The following is a 15,082-nucleotide window of genomic DNA, read 5'->3' on the forward strand; positions in this document are numbered from 1 at the left end:
AAATGAATAAGGAGGAATATATCCATGAAATTGCGTGAACCGATGCCGGAATTAACCGGTGCAACGACTTGGCTCAACGGACAGGTGTCAAGAGACCAACTTGTAGGTAAAAAACCTACTTTAATCCATTTTTGGTCTGTAAGCTGTCATATTTGTAAAGAAGCCATGCCCCAAGTAAACGAATTCCGTGACCGTTATAAAGATAAATTAAACGTTGTGGCTGTCCATATGCCTCGTTCCGAGAAAGATTTGGATATCGATCAAATTAAGGAAGTGGCTGAACAACATGGAATTACACAGCCTATTTTTGTTGATAACGAACATAAATTGACAGATGCATTTCAAAACCAATACGTACCGGCTTATTATGTATTTGATAAAGAAGGAAAACTCCGTCATTTCCAAGCTGGCGGAAGTGGGATGAAAATGCTTGAAAAACGCGTGAATCGCGTATTGGAAGAATCCGAAAAAAGCAAATAAAGTGAAGCTATGATCATTAATGTAAAGTTTCATCTTCACTTAGGTCAATAGAACCAATCGGGCATTTTGCGACAGTTGTTCTGTACTTGCATGCTCAAAAATTTTAAACAGGTTGTCGGCTATATCGACAACCTGTTTATTTTTTTAGACTGAATATTCCGAATAATGATTCATATATATTGAAAGGAAAAATGCATCGGCACACTAACCGATCTTACTAGATCGGTTCAGAGTGTAGACAAAAGGCATCCGAATGTGCGCTTTCGGATGCCTTTTGTCACTTTTATGCTTTCAAATGTTTGGAATAGACCCCTCCAGGGGTCTATTTTATGTTATTGCTGGACTTTTCCATGTCCAGCAAGCCATCTTTTTCAAATTCATTGCAGCAAAAGTTAGCATCGCCTGCATGGACAATTTTTTTAGACCTCTTAAGGTTGTCCAACGCATACCATGCTTTTCCTTTGCATCAGCAAAAACACGTTCAATGGTTTCTTTCCGTCTTGCATAAATGCTCTTATTCTCTTGTGTATGCCGAAGATGATCAGCTTCCTCTAAATAAAATTCCCATACATGTCGCTGAATCAGTTTTTTATGCTCCTTACTTTGGGTGCACTTCGAAAGGAATGGACAATCTTTACACTGGACTGGATCAGAAAAATATTGACGATAGCCTTCCTTCGTCGTAGTTGCATATTTTAACACTTGTCCTTGCGGACAAAGATAACAATCGTAGTATTCATCGTAAACATACTCATGTTTTTTGAAATAACCATCCTTTGTACGAGGGCGAGTATAAGGTAAAGCAGGGGTCATATCATTTTCAAATATGTATTGGGCAACGGCGGGAGTTTTATATCCAGCGTCAGCAGCAACTACAACCGGTTTTCCATGTTTTTCTATGACTTTTTCAAGAAGTGGCTCCAATACGGAACTGTCATGAATATTCCCTGGCGTTACAATAGCCCCCAAAACAAAGCCATTTCGATCCGCAGCAGCATGGAATGAGTAAGCAAACTGTTTTGTTCGCTCGTCTTTTACGTAGTAACCACTTTCCGGATCAGTGGTACTTTCTTTTATTTCTTTATATTCTTCTTTCCCAAATTTATCTGGAGGAAATGGCTTTTTTCCATGTGCTTCTCGATCAGCATTTATCTCATCTTGTAGACGTGCTTGATAGGCTTTCGTTTCTTTTCGAACCACTTTCTTCTCAAATTTATGCTTATTCGCACTCGCTTTGACATGAGTAGAATCAATAAAGACATGCTCACTGCTTATCAGCTTCTTATCTGCAGCTTCTTTCAAAATGCGATAGAATATCTGTTCAAATAAGTCTGTATCCTTAAAGCGTCGCTCGTAGTTTTTCCCAAACGTTGAAAAGTGAGGTACCTTATCATAAAAACCAAATCCAAGAAACCAACGGTAAGCCAGATTCGTTTCGATTTCCTCTATAGTTTTTCGCATGGAACGAATACCGAAGGTATATTGGATGAAAGCCATTTTAATCAATACAACTGGATCAATACTTGGTCGACCTCTTTCCGATGAATACATGTCTTGAACAAGCGAATAGATAAATGAAAAATCAATAGCAGCGTCGATTTTACGAACCAAATGATCTGCAGGTACAAGTTGGTCTAAAGCTATCATTTCTATTTGATCACGATTCATCTGTGTATTTTTTGTTAGCACTTCATCCACCTCAATTCATTACGGTATCTTAATTATACAAAAAAAGACTGTCGGCAAATCCGATTTTTTCGGATTTGTCGACAGTCTGAACCGATCTTACTAGATCGGTTTTTATTATGAATTTTGAATGTATTTTTTGTTTGTTCTCTTTGCCAACAGAAAGGGGAGTTTTTTCTCGTCACAGTATGATTTTATGGTTTGCTTGAGCTTATTTGGGAAAGATATAAAAAGAAAGCGGATCGTATGGAAAATGAATTTCCAACATGATGAAAATCATAGGATGGCAATCTGGCTGGTAAGGTTGCCATACATGTAGTAGGGAGGGGTCAAAGTGGTATTTGATAACGTCATGTTGAGCCGTCTATTAACTGGAATGACGCTTTCCTTTCATATTGTCTTTGCAACGTTAGGCGTGGGCGTGCCTGTGATGATTTCCTTAGCCGAGTTAATCGGAATCAAACGAAAGGATCCTCACTTTTTGCTGCTCGCGCGCCGTTGGGCGAGAGGATTTACGATCTCTGTTGCCGTTGGCGTTGTGACAGGTACGGCTATAGGCTTGCAATTATCCATGCTATGGCCTTCATTTATGGAAGTCGCCGGCCAGGTGATAGCACTTCCGCTGTTTATGGAAACGTTCGCTTTCTTTTTTGAAGCGATCTTTCTAGGCATTTATCTTTACACGTGGGATCGCTTTAAAAACCGTATTTATCATTGGCTGCTTTCCATACCAGTGATGGTGGGATCTTCTTCTTCGGCACTTTTTATCACGACTGTAAATTCATTTATGAATACACCGCAAGGATTTGAATTAAAAAACGGAAAAACGGTGAATATTAATCCGATCGAAGCGATGTTTAACCCTGCTACACCTTCCAAAGTACTGCATGTGATATCGTCCGGTTATGTTACATGCGCAGTGATTTTAGCCGCAATCAGCGCTTTTGCTATTTTGCGAGGAAGAAGGGGGGAATATGAAAAGAAGGCGCTGCGGATGACCATGGTATGCACGCTTGTTTTCTCTATTTTTACGGCGTTGGCGGGAGATTTATCGGCTAAATTTTTAGCGCACCGGCAGCCTGAAAAATTGGCGGCGGCAGAATGGCATTTTAATACGGAAACAGGTGCCGATTTAATCATGTTTGGTTCATTGGATCGCCATCATGATGTCCATTATGAAATTCGCATTCCAAAGATGTTAAGTTTTTTTTCCGGAAATTCTGTTGATACGAAAGTAATTGGGTTGAATGATTTTCCGAAAGATGAAAGACCGCCGCTGATTATTCACTATATGTTTGATTTGATGGTTGCAATTGGTGTTTTTCTTACAGCTGTTTCTGCTCTATATATTCTCTTATGGGCCTTTAAGAAAAAAGAGTGGAATAAATGGCTGTTGTGGGCGATCGTGGCTTCCGGTCCGTTGGCGGTGCTGGCCATCGAACTAGGATGGATGTTAGATGAAGTAGGTCGGCAGCCGTGGATTTTAAGAGGGTATATGAAAGTGGCAGATGCGGCCACAAAAGGAAATGGAGTGGGTCTGGCATTTACATTGTTTGCGATTTTGTATTTCATTTTGACCATTATGTGCTGTTTTGTCCTGAGTAAAATGTTTAAAAATAATCCGGCAGAAGTGGAATTGGAACGGCGATTCCCTTATGTAGATCCGAAATAGTTTCAGCGTTGGAGTTTGATTGTTTCCGAAATGGACAGCTGATCGACAAAGTCTATTCTAAGAGGCAAATATGAAGGGAGAATACAGTGTGTTTACTCCTTTTAAAGGACTATCAGAATGAAAGTGTTACATTCAACATTTCATCATTCAGACTTATGTATGCAAGTAGAAGGGAATTTGGAAAGGAGGATGAGCAATGAGCCTAGAAATCGTTGGAATCACTGTTTTATGGACGTTTTTATATGGATATTTAATAGTGGCTTCCGTTGATTTTGGAGCAGGGTTTTTTGATTTCTATGGAAAAATTACAAAGCAGGAACATGTCATGAATACACTCATTAGCCGTTATTTATCGCCGGTTTGGGAAGTGACAAACGTTTTCTTTGTATTTTTCTTTGTCGGCTTAGTCGGATTTTTCCCGGCGGCAGCCTATTATTATGGCACCGCTCTGTTGATTCCGGGTAGCATTGCGATTCTTTTGTTGGCGATTCGAGGTTCTTTTTATGCTTTTGGAAATTATGGATCGCGAAGAAGCCTCGTTTATTCATTTTTATACGGTGCAACCGGCTTGTTGTCTCCTGCCGCTTTATCGACGACGTTGACTATTTCAGAAGGCGGATTTATAGAGGTGAAGGATCATAAAGTGCATTTTTTGGCCAATAAGCTGTTTGCCAGCCCGTATTCATGGAGCGTTGTCTTTTTAGCCATTGTTTCCGTTCTTTTTATCAGTGCTGCATTTTTGACTTACTATGCCGACCGGGCGAATGACCTTAAGGCAAGAACGTTGTTGAGAAAGTTTGCTCTCTTTTGGAGCCCTCCGACTATTTTAGCAAGCTTACTCGTATTTTGGGGTCTTAAAGTCCATAATCCTGTTCATTATGACAGAGCTCTTGATTATTGGTGGATGTTTGCCTTATCGTTAATTTGCTTTCTGACAGCTGTTTATTTTATCTACCGTCAAAAACGATTTGGCACTGCATTTATTTTCGTTATGCTGCAATTTTTCTTTGCCTTTTTTGGATATGGAGTCTCACATTTACCGTATATTTTATATCCTTTTATTACCGTGCATGAAAATGTGACCAATCCGGCAATGGGGACCTCATTAGTGGTTGCTTTTATATTCGGGCTTTTGCTTTTAATCCCGTCTTTAGTTTTGCTTATGAGACTTTTTTTGTTCGATGCGGATTATGTAAGAGGGAAAAAATGAATGTGATTGAACGTAAGGATGCTATTCATAAGAATCGTTGTACTGGCTTTTAATGAGACTCAGAACAATGTCCAGAGCCCTTTAAAACAAGCAAAAACCTCCTTTTTTCTAAGGAGGTTTTGCTTGTTTTAAACTTCCATAATAATTGGAAGGATCATTGGGCGCCGTTTCGTTTTTTCATATAAGAACGGTGCCAAGGTGTCGGTAATTTCGTTTTTTATTTCCGACCATTGAGAAGTTTTTCGTTCCAACATTTTGTTGATATGCTTCGTGATCATCGCTTGAGCTTCGTTGATAAGATCACCGGATTCTCGCATATAGACGAATCCGCGTGAGATGATATCAGGTCCAGCAGCGATTTTAAATTCTTTCATATTGATGCTGACAACGACAATGACTAAACCTTCTTCCGATAAAATTCGGCGATCTCTTAATACGATATTTCCGATGTCTCCGATTCCGCTTCCATCAATATAGATGGAGCCAGAAGGGATTTTTCCTGCGATCGTTGCCGAATTTTTTCCAAGAGCCAATACATCACCGTTGTCCATTAGGAAGCAATTTTCTTCCGGAATACCACAATCCATTGCCAGTCTTGCATGCATTTTTTGCATCCGATATTCACCGTGGATCGGCATGAAAAATTTCGGTTTAATAAGGCGGAGCATTAATTTTTGCTCCTCCTGTCCGCCATGCCCGGACGTGTGAATATTATTTAAGGAACCGTGAATCACATCGGCACCTGCTCGATAAAGCAAATTGATGGTGCGGTTAATGCTGATCGTATTACCCGGTATTGGCGAAGAGGAGAATACGACCGTATCTCCTGGCTGAATTTGAATTTGCCGATGGGTTCCATTGGCGATTCTTGAAAGAGCAGCCATCGGCTCTCCTTGGCTTCCCGTACAAAGTATGGTGACTTTATGGGCAGGCAGGCGATTAAGCGTTTGAGTGTCAACAAATGTATCTTTCGGACAGCGAATGTAGCCAAGCTCTTGCCCGATTTCAATAGCCGATTCCATGCTTCTTCCAAAAACGGCAATTTTCCTGTCGTTTTGAACCGCTGCTTCAGTTACCTGTTGGAGACGGTGAATATTTGAAGCGAATGTGGCAAAAATAATCCGGCCTTTTACTTTTCGGAAAATAGCCTCAATGCTTTCTCCTACCCGCCGTTCCGACATTGTAAATTCAGGTACTTCACTGTTTGTGCTGTCCGATAGCAGGCATAAAACGCCTTCTTTTCCGATTTCCGCCATTTTGGTTAAGTTGGCAGGTTCACCGACGGGAGTAAAGTCGAATTTGAAATCTCCCGTATGAACGATATTCCCAGGAGGCGTTTTAACAACAATTCCATATGAATCCGGAATGCTGTGTGTTGTCCGGAAAAAGGTGACAGACGTTTTGCGAAATTTAATCACGTCATCTTCGCGAATTTCGTGCAGTTTCGCTTGTCTTAATAGACCATGTTCTTCCAGTTTATTTCGAATTAAACCAAGAGCCAATTTTCCTCCGTAAATCGGAACATTGACCTGCCGCAGAAGATAGGGGATGCCACCGATGTGATCTTCATGGCCGTGGGTAATAAATAAACCTTTAATCTTATCTTCATTTTTGACTAAATAGCTGTAATCCGGAATGACGTAGTCAATTCCCAGCAGTTCGTCTTCCGGGAATTTGATTCCGGCATCGATAAGGATGATTTCATCTTGAAACTGTACGCCATAAGTGTTTTTTCCGATTTCGCCCAATCCTCCTAAGGCAAAAACGGCTGCTTGATCATTTTTTACAAATTTCATATATGTCTATTTCTCCACCTTGAAGTCTTCTCTTTGTTTTTCATATTCCAAATAGGCCCCTTCCAGCGGCTGAATATATTCGATACTGATGGGGCGATCTTTTAATTTTTGGCGTACATCCCTTTCAGAGTCTGCTTCTATAAACAAAGCGACTGTATTTTCGCGAGTTGGAACCTCCGTGTTTGATTCTTGATAGTAAACTTTGTAAATCAATGTACTCACTCCTTTGCCGTTTTTAGTAACTTTTTCTATTATATAAAAAGTTATTAACTTTTTCATGCATTTTCATAGCGCTAAATCATTTCCAATAATTTACACAAAAAAACTGTTCATAAAGATAGCCCTCCCAAAAGAGAAGGGCGGTGCCAAAAACTAAGCGATAGACTTTTTGCGTAATAGGTCTTTCCACTGTTTTAGGAGCTTTTTTTTAAGCTTCTTTAACATAGTGGATCACTCCCTTGCCTTTATTGTACTACAAACTTGTCCAAAGGAAAAGCCGCCCTTAAGATGGCCAGCATTGTCATTTACGTCTCTCCCACATTGGTTTATATACTGTTGATAGTATATGGAATTGACCGAAAAATTTGCATTGCCCGTGTTGGAACATTTAACCTATTTGACAAAATGGTGCTTGTAGTTTACCTTAACCATCAAGTAATGATTCTATGTGAGGAGTTTGAGTGATGAGTAAAATAGTCTTTTTTGACATAGACGGCACATTGTTGGACCATGAAAAAAAACTACCCGAAAATACGAAAAAAGCGATTCAGTTGTTAAAGCAAAGCGGGGTGTACACTGCGATAGCAACCGGGCGGGCTCCGTTTATGTTTGCCAATTTAAGGGAAGAATTAGAAATCGAATCTTTTGTCAGTTTTAATGGCCAGTATGTTGTGTTTGAAAACGAAGTGATCTATCATCGGCCTTTTTCTGTTGACCAGATGGAACGGTTGGAAAAAGAGGCAAATGGCAGAAATCATCCGCTCGTATTTATGACTGACAAAACGATGAAGTCGAATATACACCATCATCGCTATATAGAAGAAAGCTTGGGCACATTGAAATTTTCACATCCGGAATACAGTCCTCATTATTATCGAAATCATGATATCTACCAGGCGCTATTGTTTTGCGAACCTGGTGAGGAGGCTTATTACGAAGAACGTTTTCCCGACTTTCGTTTTATCCGCTGGCATGAGTATTCAGTGGATGTACTACCTGCAGGCGGTTCTAAAGCGGAAGGGATTAAAAAGTTGATCGCAAAGCTTGGCTTTCGTATTGAAGACGTTTATGCGTTCGGTGATGGATTGAATGATATCGAAATGCTTCAAACAGTAGGCACGGGCGTTGCCATGGGAAATGCATTGCCTCCTGTAAAAAAACAAGCGGATATCGTCACGAAAGATGTGGCCGAGGATGGAATTTATGAAGGATTAAAAAGGTTGCAGCTTATTTAAATCATCTTTCCCAAACGGCGACTGACGTCGACCTCTAAAAAAAGGTTGTACCCTTTCCATTTTGGCTATGGATGAAAAATGATCCGCAGTCTTCATGGAAAGGGTTGGCCTTTTGACAATTTGACTGTTTTTCTAAACGGAAATTTCTTTTGATTTGAACAGTAACGATTGATCTTATTTTTTCAGCGCGTAATTGCTACTGCATTGTCAATAGGTGCAAATGGATTTTCTTTATTAATATGATCGTAAAACATGATACCGTTAAGATGATCAATTTCATGCTGAAAAACAATTGCCGGTAGACCTTTTAACCGTAATTTGATTTCATTTCCTTCCGAGTCATACCCTTTTACAGTCACTCTTGCATATCGAGGTACATAGCCCGGAATCGGTTTATCTACTGATAAACAGCCTTCTCCTGAAGCTAAATACGCTCTTTCCACTGAATGGCTTATAATTTTCGGATTAAAAAGCGCATAGCTGTAAAGTTTTTCATTTTCGTCTTCCACATGGACAGCAATCATTCTTTTGGAAACGTTGATTTGCGGCGCTGCTAGTCCAATGCCTGGCCTTAATCCGTATCGTTCGGCGATTTCCGGATCTTGGCTATTTTTTAAATACTCGATTAAACTCTCTAGTATTTTTTTATCTTCATCGGACGGCGGCAGTGAAACTTCCTCAGCGACTTTTCGCAAAGTTGGGTGTCCATCACGAATGATATCTTTCATGGTTATCATGAAAATTCCTCCTTTCGACAGAAATTTACAACTGCCGTAATTAAGTCTAACAAATGATCATTCATTTGTTAATGGTTTTGTCCCGCGCGAAAAGCGATTTCTATCCATACTTCTAAATTCTCAATGGTCGAATCAACCAATTATAATTTAATAAACGCTCACTGTCGATAAATGACCTCTAAAACCAGTATACGCTTCTAGTGAAACCAGATTTCTTCCTTGGCTCCATATATGGGCAGAAATGAGGAAGAAGTGTACAACAGCTGATTTTGAACCGGAAACAACGCCGTATTACTTCTATATAACAGAAAGATTTAAACGAACCGTGTTTATAAAACAGATTATTATATTTGAATAATACAGAAAGAAATAATGAAAGAAAAACTGCTATTTTGTTTGACTTTTTAAAGAAAAAAGGTTTAAACTAGGTTCGTAAAATGAAAATTGTACTAATGAAAATACGGAAAATGAATGGTACAGTTTGCGGTGCTTTTTCATACTTAGGCAGATTCACTCATAACCATCGTCATCGTCGGGGTTAGGAACTGTTATTTGGGGGTATTCTGTTACTAAATATGAACATTGTTATGGAAGAAAGGAAGAGGTGACACGAATGAGTGCTAAAGCAAACAAGGCACCACTTGATGTGAAGAAGAAGATAAAAGCGATAGAAGATCAATTTGAAATGTTTCAAATTTTAAATGAAGAAGGAAAGGTCGTTAACGAAGCAGCGCTTCCTGAATTAACGGATGAACAGCTTCAAGAGCTGATGCGGCGGATGGTATTTACACGCATTTTGGACCAACGTTCCATTTCTTTAAACCGTCAAGGCCGGCTGGGCTTTTATGCTCCTACGGCAGGTCAGGAAGCTTCTCAAATTGCTTCCCATTTTGCTCTCGAAAAAGAAGACTGGATTGCCCCTGGATATCGTGATGTACCGCAGATTGTATGGCATGGTGTTCCGTTATCACAAGCGTTCCTATGGTCTCGCGGACATTATATGGGAGGACAAATGCCTGAAGGAGTTCGTGCACTTCCTCCACAAATTATTATCGGTGCTCAATATGTACAAACGGCAGGAATTGCACTTGGATTGAAAAAAAGAGGAGAAAAAGCTGTAGCTGTTACATATACAGGTGACGGAGGTTCCTCACAAGGGGATTTCTATGAAGGAATCAACTTTGCGGGCGCGTTCAAAGCACCAGCTATCTTTATTGTTCAAAACAACCAATTTGCGATTTCTACGCCAAGAGAAAAACAAACAGCAGCTAAAACCATAGCTCAAAAAGGGGTTGCGGCAGGAATCCCAAGCATTCAAGTGGACGGAATGGATCCATTGGCTGTTTATGCGGCTGTGCGTGATGCAAGAGAACGTGCCGTTAACGGAGAAGGACCGACACTGATTGAGACGATTTGTTATCGTTTCGGACCTCATACAATGTCAGGTGACGACCCAACTCGTTATCGTTCATCTGAACTAGATACAGAATGGGAAAGAAAAGATCCGATTGTACGTTTCCGCAAGTTCCTTGAAGGCAAGGGATTATGGAACGAAGAAATGGAAAATGAAACAATCGAAAAAGCAAAAGAAGAAATTAAAGCTGCCATTAAAAAAGCTGACGAAGCTCCAAAACAAAAAGTGACCGATTTGATTTCTATTATGTACGAAGAGCTTCCTTATAACTTAAAAGAACAATATGAATTATATAAAGAAAAGGAGTCGAAGTAAGCCATGCCGCAAATGACAATGATCCAAGCCATCAATGATGCGTTGCGTACGGAATTAAAGAATGATGAGAACGTTCTAGTTTTTGGTGAAGATGTCGGCGTAAATGGCGGGGTTTTCCGTGCGACAGAAGGCCTTCAAAAAGAATTTGGAGAGGAACGGGTATTTGATACACCGTTAGCGGAATCCGGAATAGGCGGTTTATCCATTGGGCTTGCTCTTCAAGGATTTCGTCCTGTTCCTGAAATCCAATTCTTTGGATTCGTCTATGAAGTAATGGATTCCCTGAGCGGACAAATGGCTCGTTATCGTTACCGTTCCGGCGGAAAATTTTCTATGCCTATCACCGTTCGCGCTCCTTTCGGCGGAGGCGTTCATACACCAGAATTGCACGCAGACAGTTTAGAAGGGCTGGTAGCCCAACAACCTGGTCTGAAAGTGGTGATCCCTTCCACACCTTATGAAGCGAAAGGGCTCTTAATCTCAGCCATTCGTGATAATGATCCAGTCATATTCTTGGAACATATGAAATTGTATCGCTCTTTCCGTCAAGAAGTTCCTGAGGGTGAATATACGATTCCGCTTGGGAAAGCAGATGTGAAGCGTGAAGGAAAAGACATTTCCATCATCGCTTATGGAGCAATGGTACATGAAGCATTAAAAGCTGCTGAAGAACTAGAAAAAGAAGGATACTCTGCAGAAGTAGTTGATTTAAGAACGGTCAGCCCTCTTGATGTGGAAACGATAGTGGCTTCCGTTGAAAAGACAAATCGGGCGATTGTTGTTCAAGAGGCACAAAAACAAGCAGGTATAGCTGCAAATGTTGTAGCGGAAATTAATGAAAGAGCTATTCTCAGCTTGGAAGCTCCTGTTCTTCGTGTAACTGCTCCGGATACTGTATATCCTTTTTCACAAGCCGAATCGGTATGGTTGCCGAACTTTAAAGACATTGTCGAAACTGCTAAAAAAGTGCTCGAATTTTAATGGATGACCGTTATGAGGATGGGTTATGCTCCCCTCTTTTACGGAACTAGACAATTTTTAGGAGGGTGAATACATTGGCATTTCAATTTAAATTACCGGATATTGGTGAAGGGATTCACGAAGGTGAAATCGTTAAATGGTATGTGAAACCTGGAGATAAAGTAAGTGAAGACGACGTACTTTGTGAAGTGCAAAACGACAAAGCAGTGGTTGAAATTCCTTCTCCGGTGGATGGAACGGTAAAAGAAATCCTTGTTGAAGAAGGAAATGTTGCGGTTGTTGGAGATGTATTAATCACATTTGATGCGGAAGGTTACAGCGATGACAATGCCGCAGAAGAAAATCAAGGATCAAAAGAAGAAACTCCTGCCGAAAAATCTCAAAACGTACAAGAAGCAGCAGCAAAACAAGAGGCTCCTCAGCCTGCTGGCCAACCTGAAAAAGTGGATTCCGATCGTCGTGTAATCGCGATGCCATCCGTTCGTAAATATGCTCGTGAAAAAGGCGTGGATATTCGTCAAGTAACTGGTTCCGGTAAAAATGGACGCGTATTGAAAGAAGATATCGATCAATTCTTAAGCGGAGGAGCACAACCTGCAGTTTCAGAACAAACGACAACAGAAGAAAAAGCTGTCGAAGCAGCCGCTCCTGCCCAAACCGTCGTTTTGGAAGGAGAATTCCCTGAAACTCGCGAAAAAATGAGTGGAATTCGCAAGGCGATTGCAAAAGCGATGGTTAATTCCAAACATACTGCTCCACATGTGACTTTAATGGATGAGGTAGATGTAACCAAACTTGTTGCTCACCGCAAAAAATTCAAGGAAGTGGCAGCTGAAAAGAATATCAAGCTTACATTCCTTCCATATGTAGTTAAAGCACTCGTGAGCACATTGCGTGAATTTCCAGCTTTAAATACATCTCTTGACGATGAAGCAGGGGAAATCATCCATAAACATTATTACAATATCGGTATTGCAGCTGATACAGAACGCGGCTTGCTTGTCCCGGTTGTAAAACATGCGGATCGTAAATCGATATTTGCTATTTCTGCTGAAATACAAGAACTTGCTACAAAAGCCCGTGAAGGAAAACTTTCTCCAGATGAAATGAGAGGAGCCTCTTGCACAATCACGAATATCGGTTCTGCTGGAGGACAATGGTTTACGCCTGTTATCAATCATCCAGAAGTAGCTATTTTAGGAATTGGAAGAATTTCTGAAAAACCTGTAGTTAAAAATGGTGAAATTGTAGCCGCACCTGTGTTAGCATTATCATTGAGCTTCGATCATCGTATGATTGATGGAGCTACCGCTCAATATGCGCTGAATCATCTGAAGCGTCTATTGAACGATCCAGAATTATTACTAATGGAGGCGTAATCAAAATGGTAGTAGGAGATTTCCCAATCGAAACAGACACTATTGTCATCGGCGCAGGTCCTGGGGGGTACGTCGCTGCAATCCGCGCTGCTCAATTAGGGCAAAAAGTAACCATCGTTGAGAAAGAGCATGTCGGGGGCGTATGTTTAAACGTCGGCTGTATTCCTTCAAAAGCGCTGATTTCAGCCAGCCACCGTTATCATGATGCGCTGCATTCCGATTCTCTTGGAATTAAAGCGGAAAATGTGACAGTTGACTTTTCCAAAGTACAATCTTGGAAGGGAAGCGTTGTCAAAAAATTAACGGGCGGCGTTTCAACCCTTTTAAAAGCAAATAAGGTTGAGATTGTAAAAGGTGAAGTGTATTTTGTCGATGCGCACACTGTTCGGGTGATGGACGAGAAATCAGCCCAAACATATACATTTAAAAATGCGATTATCGCAACAGGTTCTCGTCCGATCGAAATTCCGGCTTTCAAATTTTCAAAACGCGTGTTAAATTCTACTGGAGCCCTTGCACTTGAAGAAGTTCCTGAAAAATTGGTTGTCATCGGCGGAGGATACATCGGAACGGAACTTGGAAACGCATTTGCCAACTTTGGAACAAAAGTGACGATTCTTGAAGGCGGCGACGAAATTCTTCCTAATTTCGAAAAACAAATGTCTTCCATTGTCAAACGCAATTTGAAGAAAAAAGGTGCTGAAATTTTTACAAATGCGTTGGCAAAAGGTGTCGAAGAAAAAGAAGATGGCGTCGTAGTTACGTATGAAGTAAAGGGAGAAGAAAAAACGATAGAAGCTGATTACGTACTTGTAACAGTGGGCCGCAGACCTAATACGGATGAATTAGGACTTGAGCAAGTCGGCATTGAATTAACAGAAAAAGGTCTTATCAAAATTGACAAACAATGTCGTACTAATGTTCCAAACATTTATGCTATCGGAGATATCGTTCCGGGGCCACAGCTTGCACATAAAGCTTCTTATGAAGGAAAAATAGCAGCTGCAGCTATTGCTGGACAGCCGGATGAAATTGACTACTTAGCTATTCCTGCAGTTGTATTCTCGGATCCCGAACTAGCAACAGTAGGATATACTGAACAACAAGCGAAAGACGAAGGAATCGAAATTGTGGCCGCTAAATTCCCGTTTGCAGCAAATGGACGGGCTCTGTCGCTTGACAGCACGGATGGATTCTTGAAATTAATTACCCGCAAAGAAGACGGTCTTGTCATTGGTGCTCAAATTGCGGGACCTGGAGCTTCGGATATGATTGCTGAATTAGGATTGGCGATTGAAGCTGGTGTAACAGCAGAAGATATTGCCATGACTATTCACGCTCACCCGACATTAGGGGAAATTACGATGGAAGCTGCAGAAGTGGCTTTAGGCACACCAATTCATATTGTCAGATAACCTGTTCGGATAAACCCTTAGCACGGTTCAATGTGCTGAGGGTTTTCTCTTTTTTCTAGAGGTTTTAATGAAATATCGTTTTTCCGTTCATATAATAAAGTAATACAGTCGAGAGGGCGTAAGTATCAGTATGTAACAGAAAAGAGTGGACGAACATGGCATTTTATTTCGTTTTTTTGCTGCAATTAATCATTTGGAGCGGTTACATGTTAGCGGCATGGTTGTCTGAAGGTGACCGTGCTCGCTTTCAATGGTTGATGTTTTTGGTTTTTCTCTATTTGGGGATTTTAGTGGCGAAAAAATTTATTCCTTCCAATAAGAATGTGATATTAGTTACAATCTCTAGTCTAACGGCATTTGTGCTTATCCAATATGCTCTGGATATAGTGTTTCAAACTCCTTTTACACTATGAAACACATAAAGGGTCTACACATTTATTTTTAATGTGACATACAAAATAGGCTTGAAAAAATAAATGTGTTATATTATTATAGATACATAGAGATGAACCGATTACAAACTTACACGAAAGGAAGTTGGAA

At 40.5% G+C, this 15,082-nt stretch carries 13 protein-coding genes; 9 read left to right on the top strand and 4 right to left on the bottom strand.

Annotated features, from left to right (window positions below):
* The first annotated feature begins 24 nt into the window (after nt 1-24).
* Nucleotides 25-480, top strand: a complete 456-nt coding sequence (locus BSM4216_RS05755; RefSeq protein WP_048623061.1) for a TlpA family protein disulfide reductase — start codon at nt 25-27, stop codon at nt 478-480.
* A gap of 327 nt (nt 481-807) precedes the next feature.
* On the opposite strand, the gene BSM4216_RS05760 is transcribed toward BSM4216_RS05755, so the two are convergent.
* A complete protein-coding gene (locus BSM4216_RS05760) occupies nt 808-2,169 on the bottom strand; it encodes an IS1182 family transposase (protein WP_048622333.1) in 1,362 nt (453 codons plus the stop codon).
* A 331-nt stretch (nt 2,170-2,500) separates the two neighbouring features.
* Here BSM4216_RS05760 and BSM4216_RS05765 point away from each other — a divergent pair, with 331 nt between their 5' ends.
* Together BSM4216_RS05765 and BSM4216_RS05770 are read left to right on the top strand one after the other, a co-directional pair.
* Complete coding sequence (locus BSM4216_RS05765; RefSeq protein ID WP_082142266.1) at nt 2,501-3,838, top strand: cytochrome ubiquinol oxidase subunit I; 1,338 nt, start codon at nt 2,501-2,503, stop codon at nt 3,836-3,838.
* A gap of 196 nt (nt 3,839-4,034) precedes the next feature.
* Nucleotides 4,035-5,048, top strand: a complete 1,014-nt coding sequence (locus BSM4216_RS05770) for a cytochrome d ubiquinol oxidase subunit II (RefSeq protein ID WP_048623062.1) — start codon at nt 4,035-4,037, stop codon at nt 5,046-5,048.
* A 128-nt stretch (nt 5,049-5,176) separates the two neighbouring features.
* Here BSM4216_RS05770 and rnjA read toward each other — a convergent pair whose 3' ends face one another.
* Nucleotides 5,177-6,844 carry a ribonuclease J1 gene (rnjA, locus tag BSM4216_RS05775; protein WP_003354402.1) on the bottom strand — a complete coding sequence of 556 codons (1,668 nt, stop codon included), beginning with the start codon at nt 6,842-6,844 and terminating at the stop codon, nt 5,177-5,179.
* Nucleotides 6,845-6,850: 6 nt separating this feature from the next.
* Nucleotides 6,851-7,057, bottom strand: a complete 207-nt coding sequence (locus BSM4216_RS05780) for a DNA-dependent RNA polymerase subunit epsilon (RefSeq protein ID WP_003354403.1) — start codon at nt 7,055-7,057, stop codon at nt 6,851-6,853.
* 470 nt (nt 7,058-7,527) lie between these two features.
* Between BSM4216_RS05780 and BSM4216_RS05785 the strand changes: the two genes are divergently transcribed.
* Nucleotides 7,528-8,298: a Cof-type HAD-IIB family hydrolase gene (locus BSM4216_RS05785; RefSeq protein ID WP_048623063.1), complete on the top strand. Its 771-nt coding sequence runs from the start codon at nt 7,528-7,530 to the stop codon at nt 8,296-8,298.
* Nucleotides 8,299-8,480: 182 nt separating this feature from the next.
* On the opposite strand, the gene def is transcribed toward BSM4216_RS05785, so the two are convergent.
* A complete protein-coding gene (gene def, locus BSM4216_RS05790; RefSeq protein ID WP_003354407.1) occupies nt 8,481-9,035 on the bottom strand; it encodes a peptide deformylase in 555 nt (184 codons plus the stop codon).
* 613 nt (nt 9,036-9,648) lie between these two features.
* On the opposite strand from def, the gene pdhA reads away from it, so the two are divergent.
* The 5 genes from pdhA (at nt 9,649) to BSM4216_RS05815 (ending at nt 14,952) form a co-directional block, all read left to right on the top strand.
* Complete coding sequence (gene pdhA, locus BSM4216_RS05795; RefSeq protein WP_040341479.1) at nt 9,649-10,764, top strand: pyruvate dehydrogenase (acetyl-transferring) E1 component subunit alpha; 1,116 nt, start codon at nt 9,649-9,651, stop codon at nt 10,762-10,764.
* 3 nt (nt 10,765-10,767) lie between these two features.
* Nucleotides 10,768-11,745 carry an alpha-ketoacid dehydrogenase subunit beta gene (locus BSM4216_RS05800; RefSeq protein ID WP_003354409.1) on the top strand — a complete coding sequence of 326 codons (978 nt, stop codon included), beginning with the start codon at nt 10,768-10,770 and terminating at the stop codon, nt 11,743-11,745.
* Nucleotides 11,746-11,819: 74 nt separating this feature from the next.
* Entirely contained in the window at nt 11,820-13,124 is a 1,305-nt protein-coding gene (locus tag BSM4216_RS05805; protein ID WP_003354410.1) for a dihydrolipoamide acetyltransferase family protein, read from the top strand.
* A gap of 5 nt (nt 13,125-13,129) precedes the next feature.
* Entirely contained in the window at nt 13,130-14,539 is a 1,410-nt protein-coding gene (gene lpdA / locus BSM4216_RS05810) for a dihydrolipoyl dehydrogenase (protein ID WP_048623064.1), read from the top strand.
* Between the two features lie 155 nt (nt 14,540-14,694).
* On the top strand, nt 14,695-14,952 hold the full coding sequence (locus BSM4216_RS05815; RefSeq protein ID WP_048623065.1) for a hypothetical protein: 258 nt from the start codon (nt 14,695-14,697) through the stop codon (nt 14,950-14,952).
* The last annotated feature ends 130 nt before the right edge of the window (nt 14,953-15,082 follow it).

Origin of the sequence: Bacillus smithii (assembly GCF_001050115.1) — a bacterium.
GTDB lineage: Bacteria > Bacillota > Bacilli > Bacillales > DSM-4216 > Bacillus_O > Bacillus_O smithii.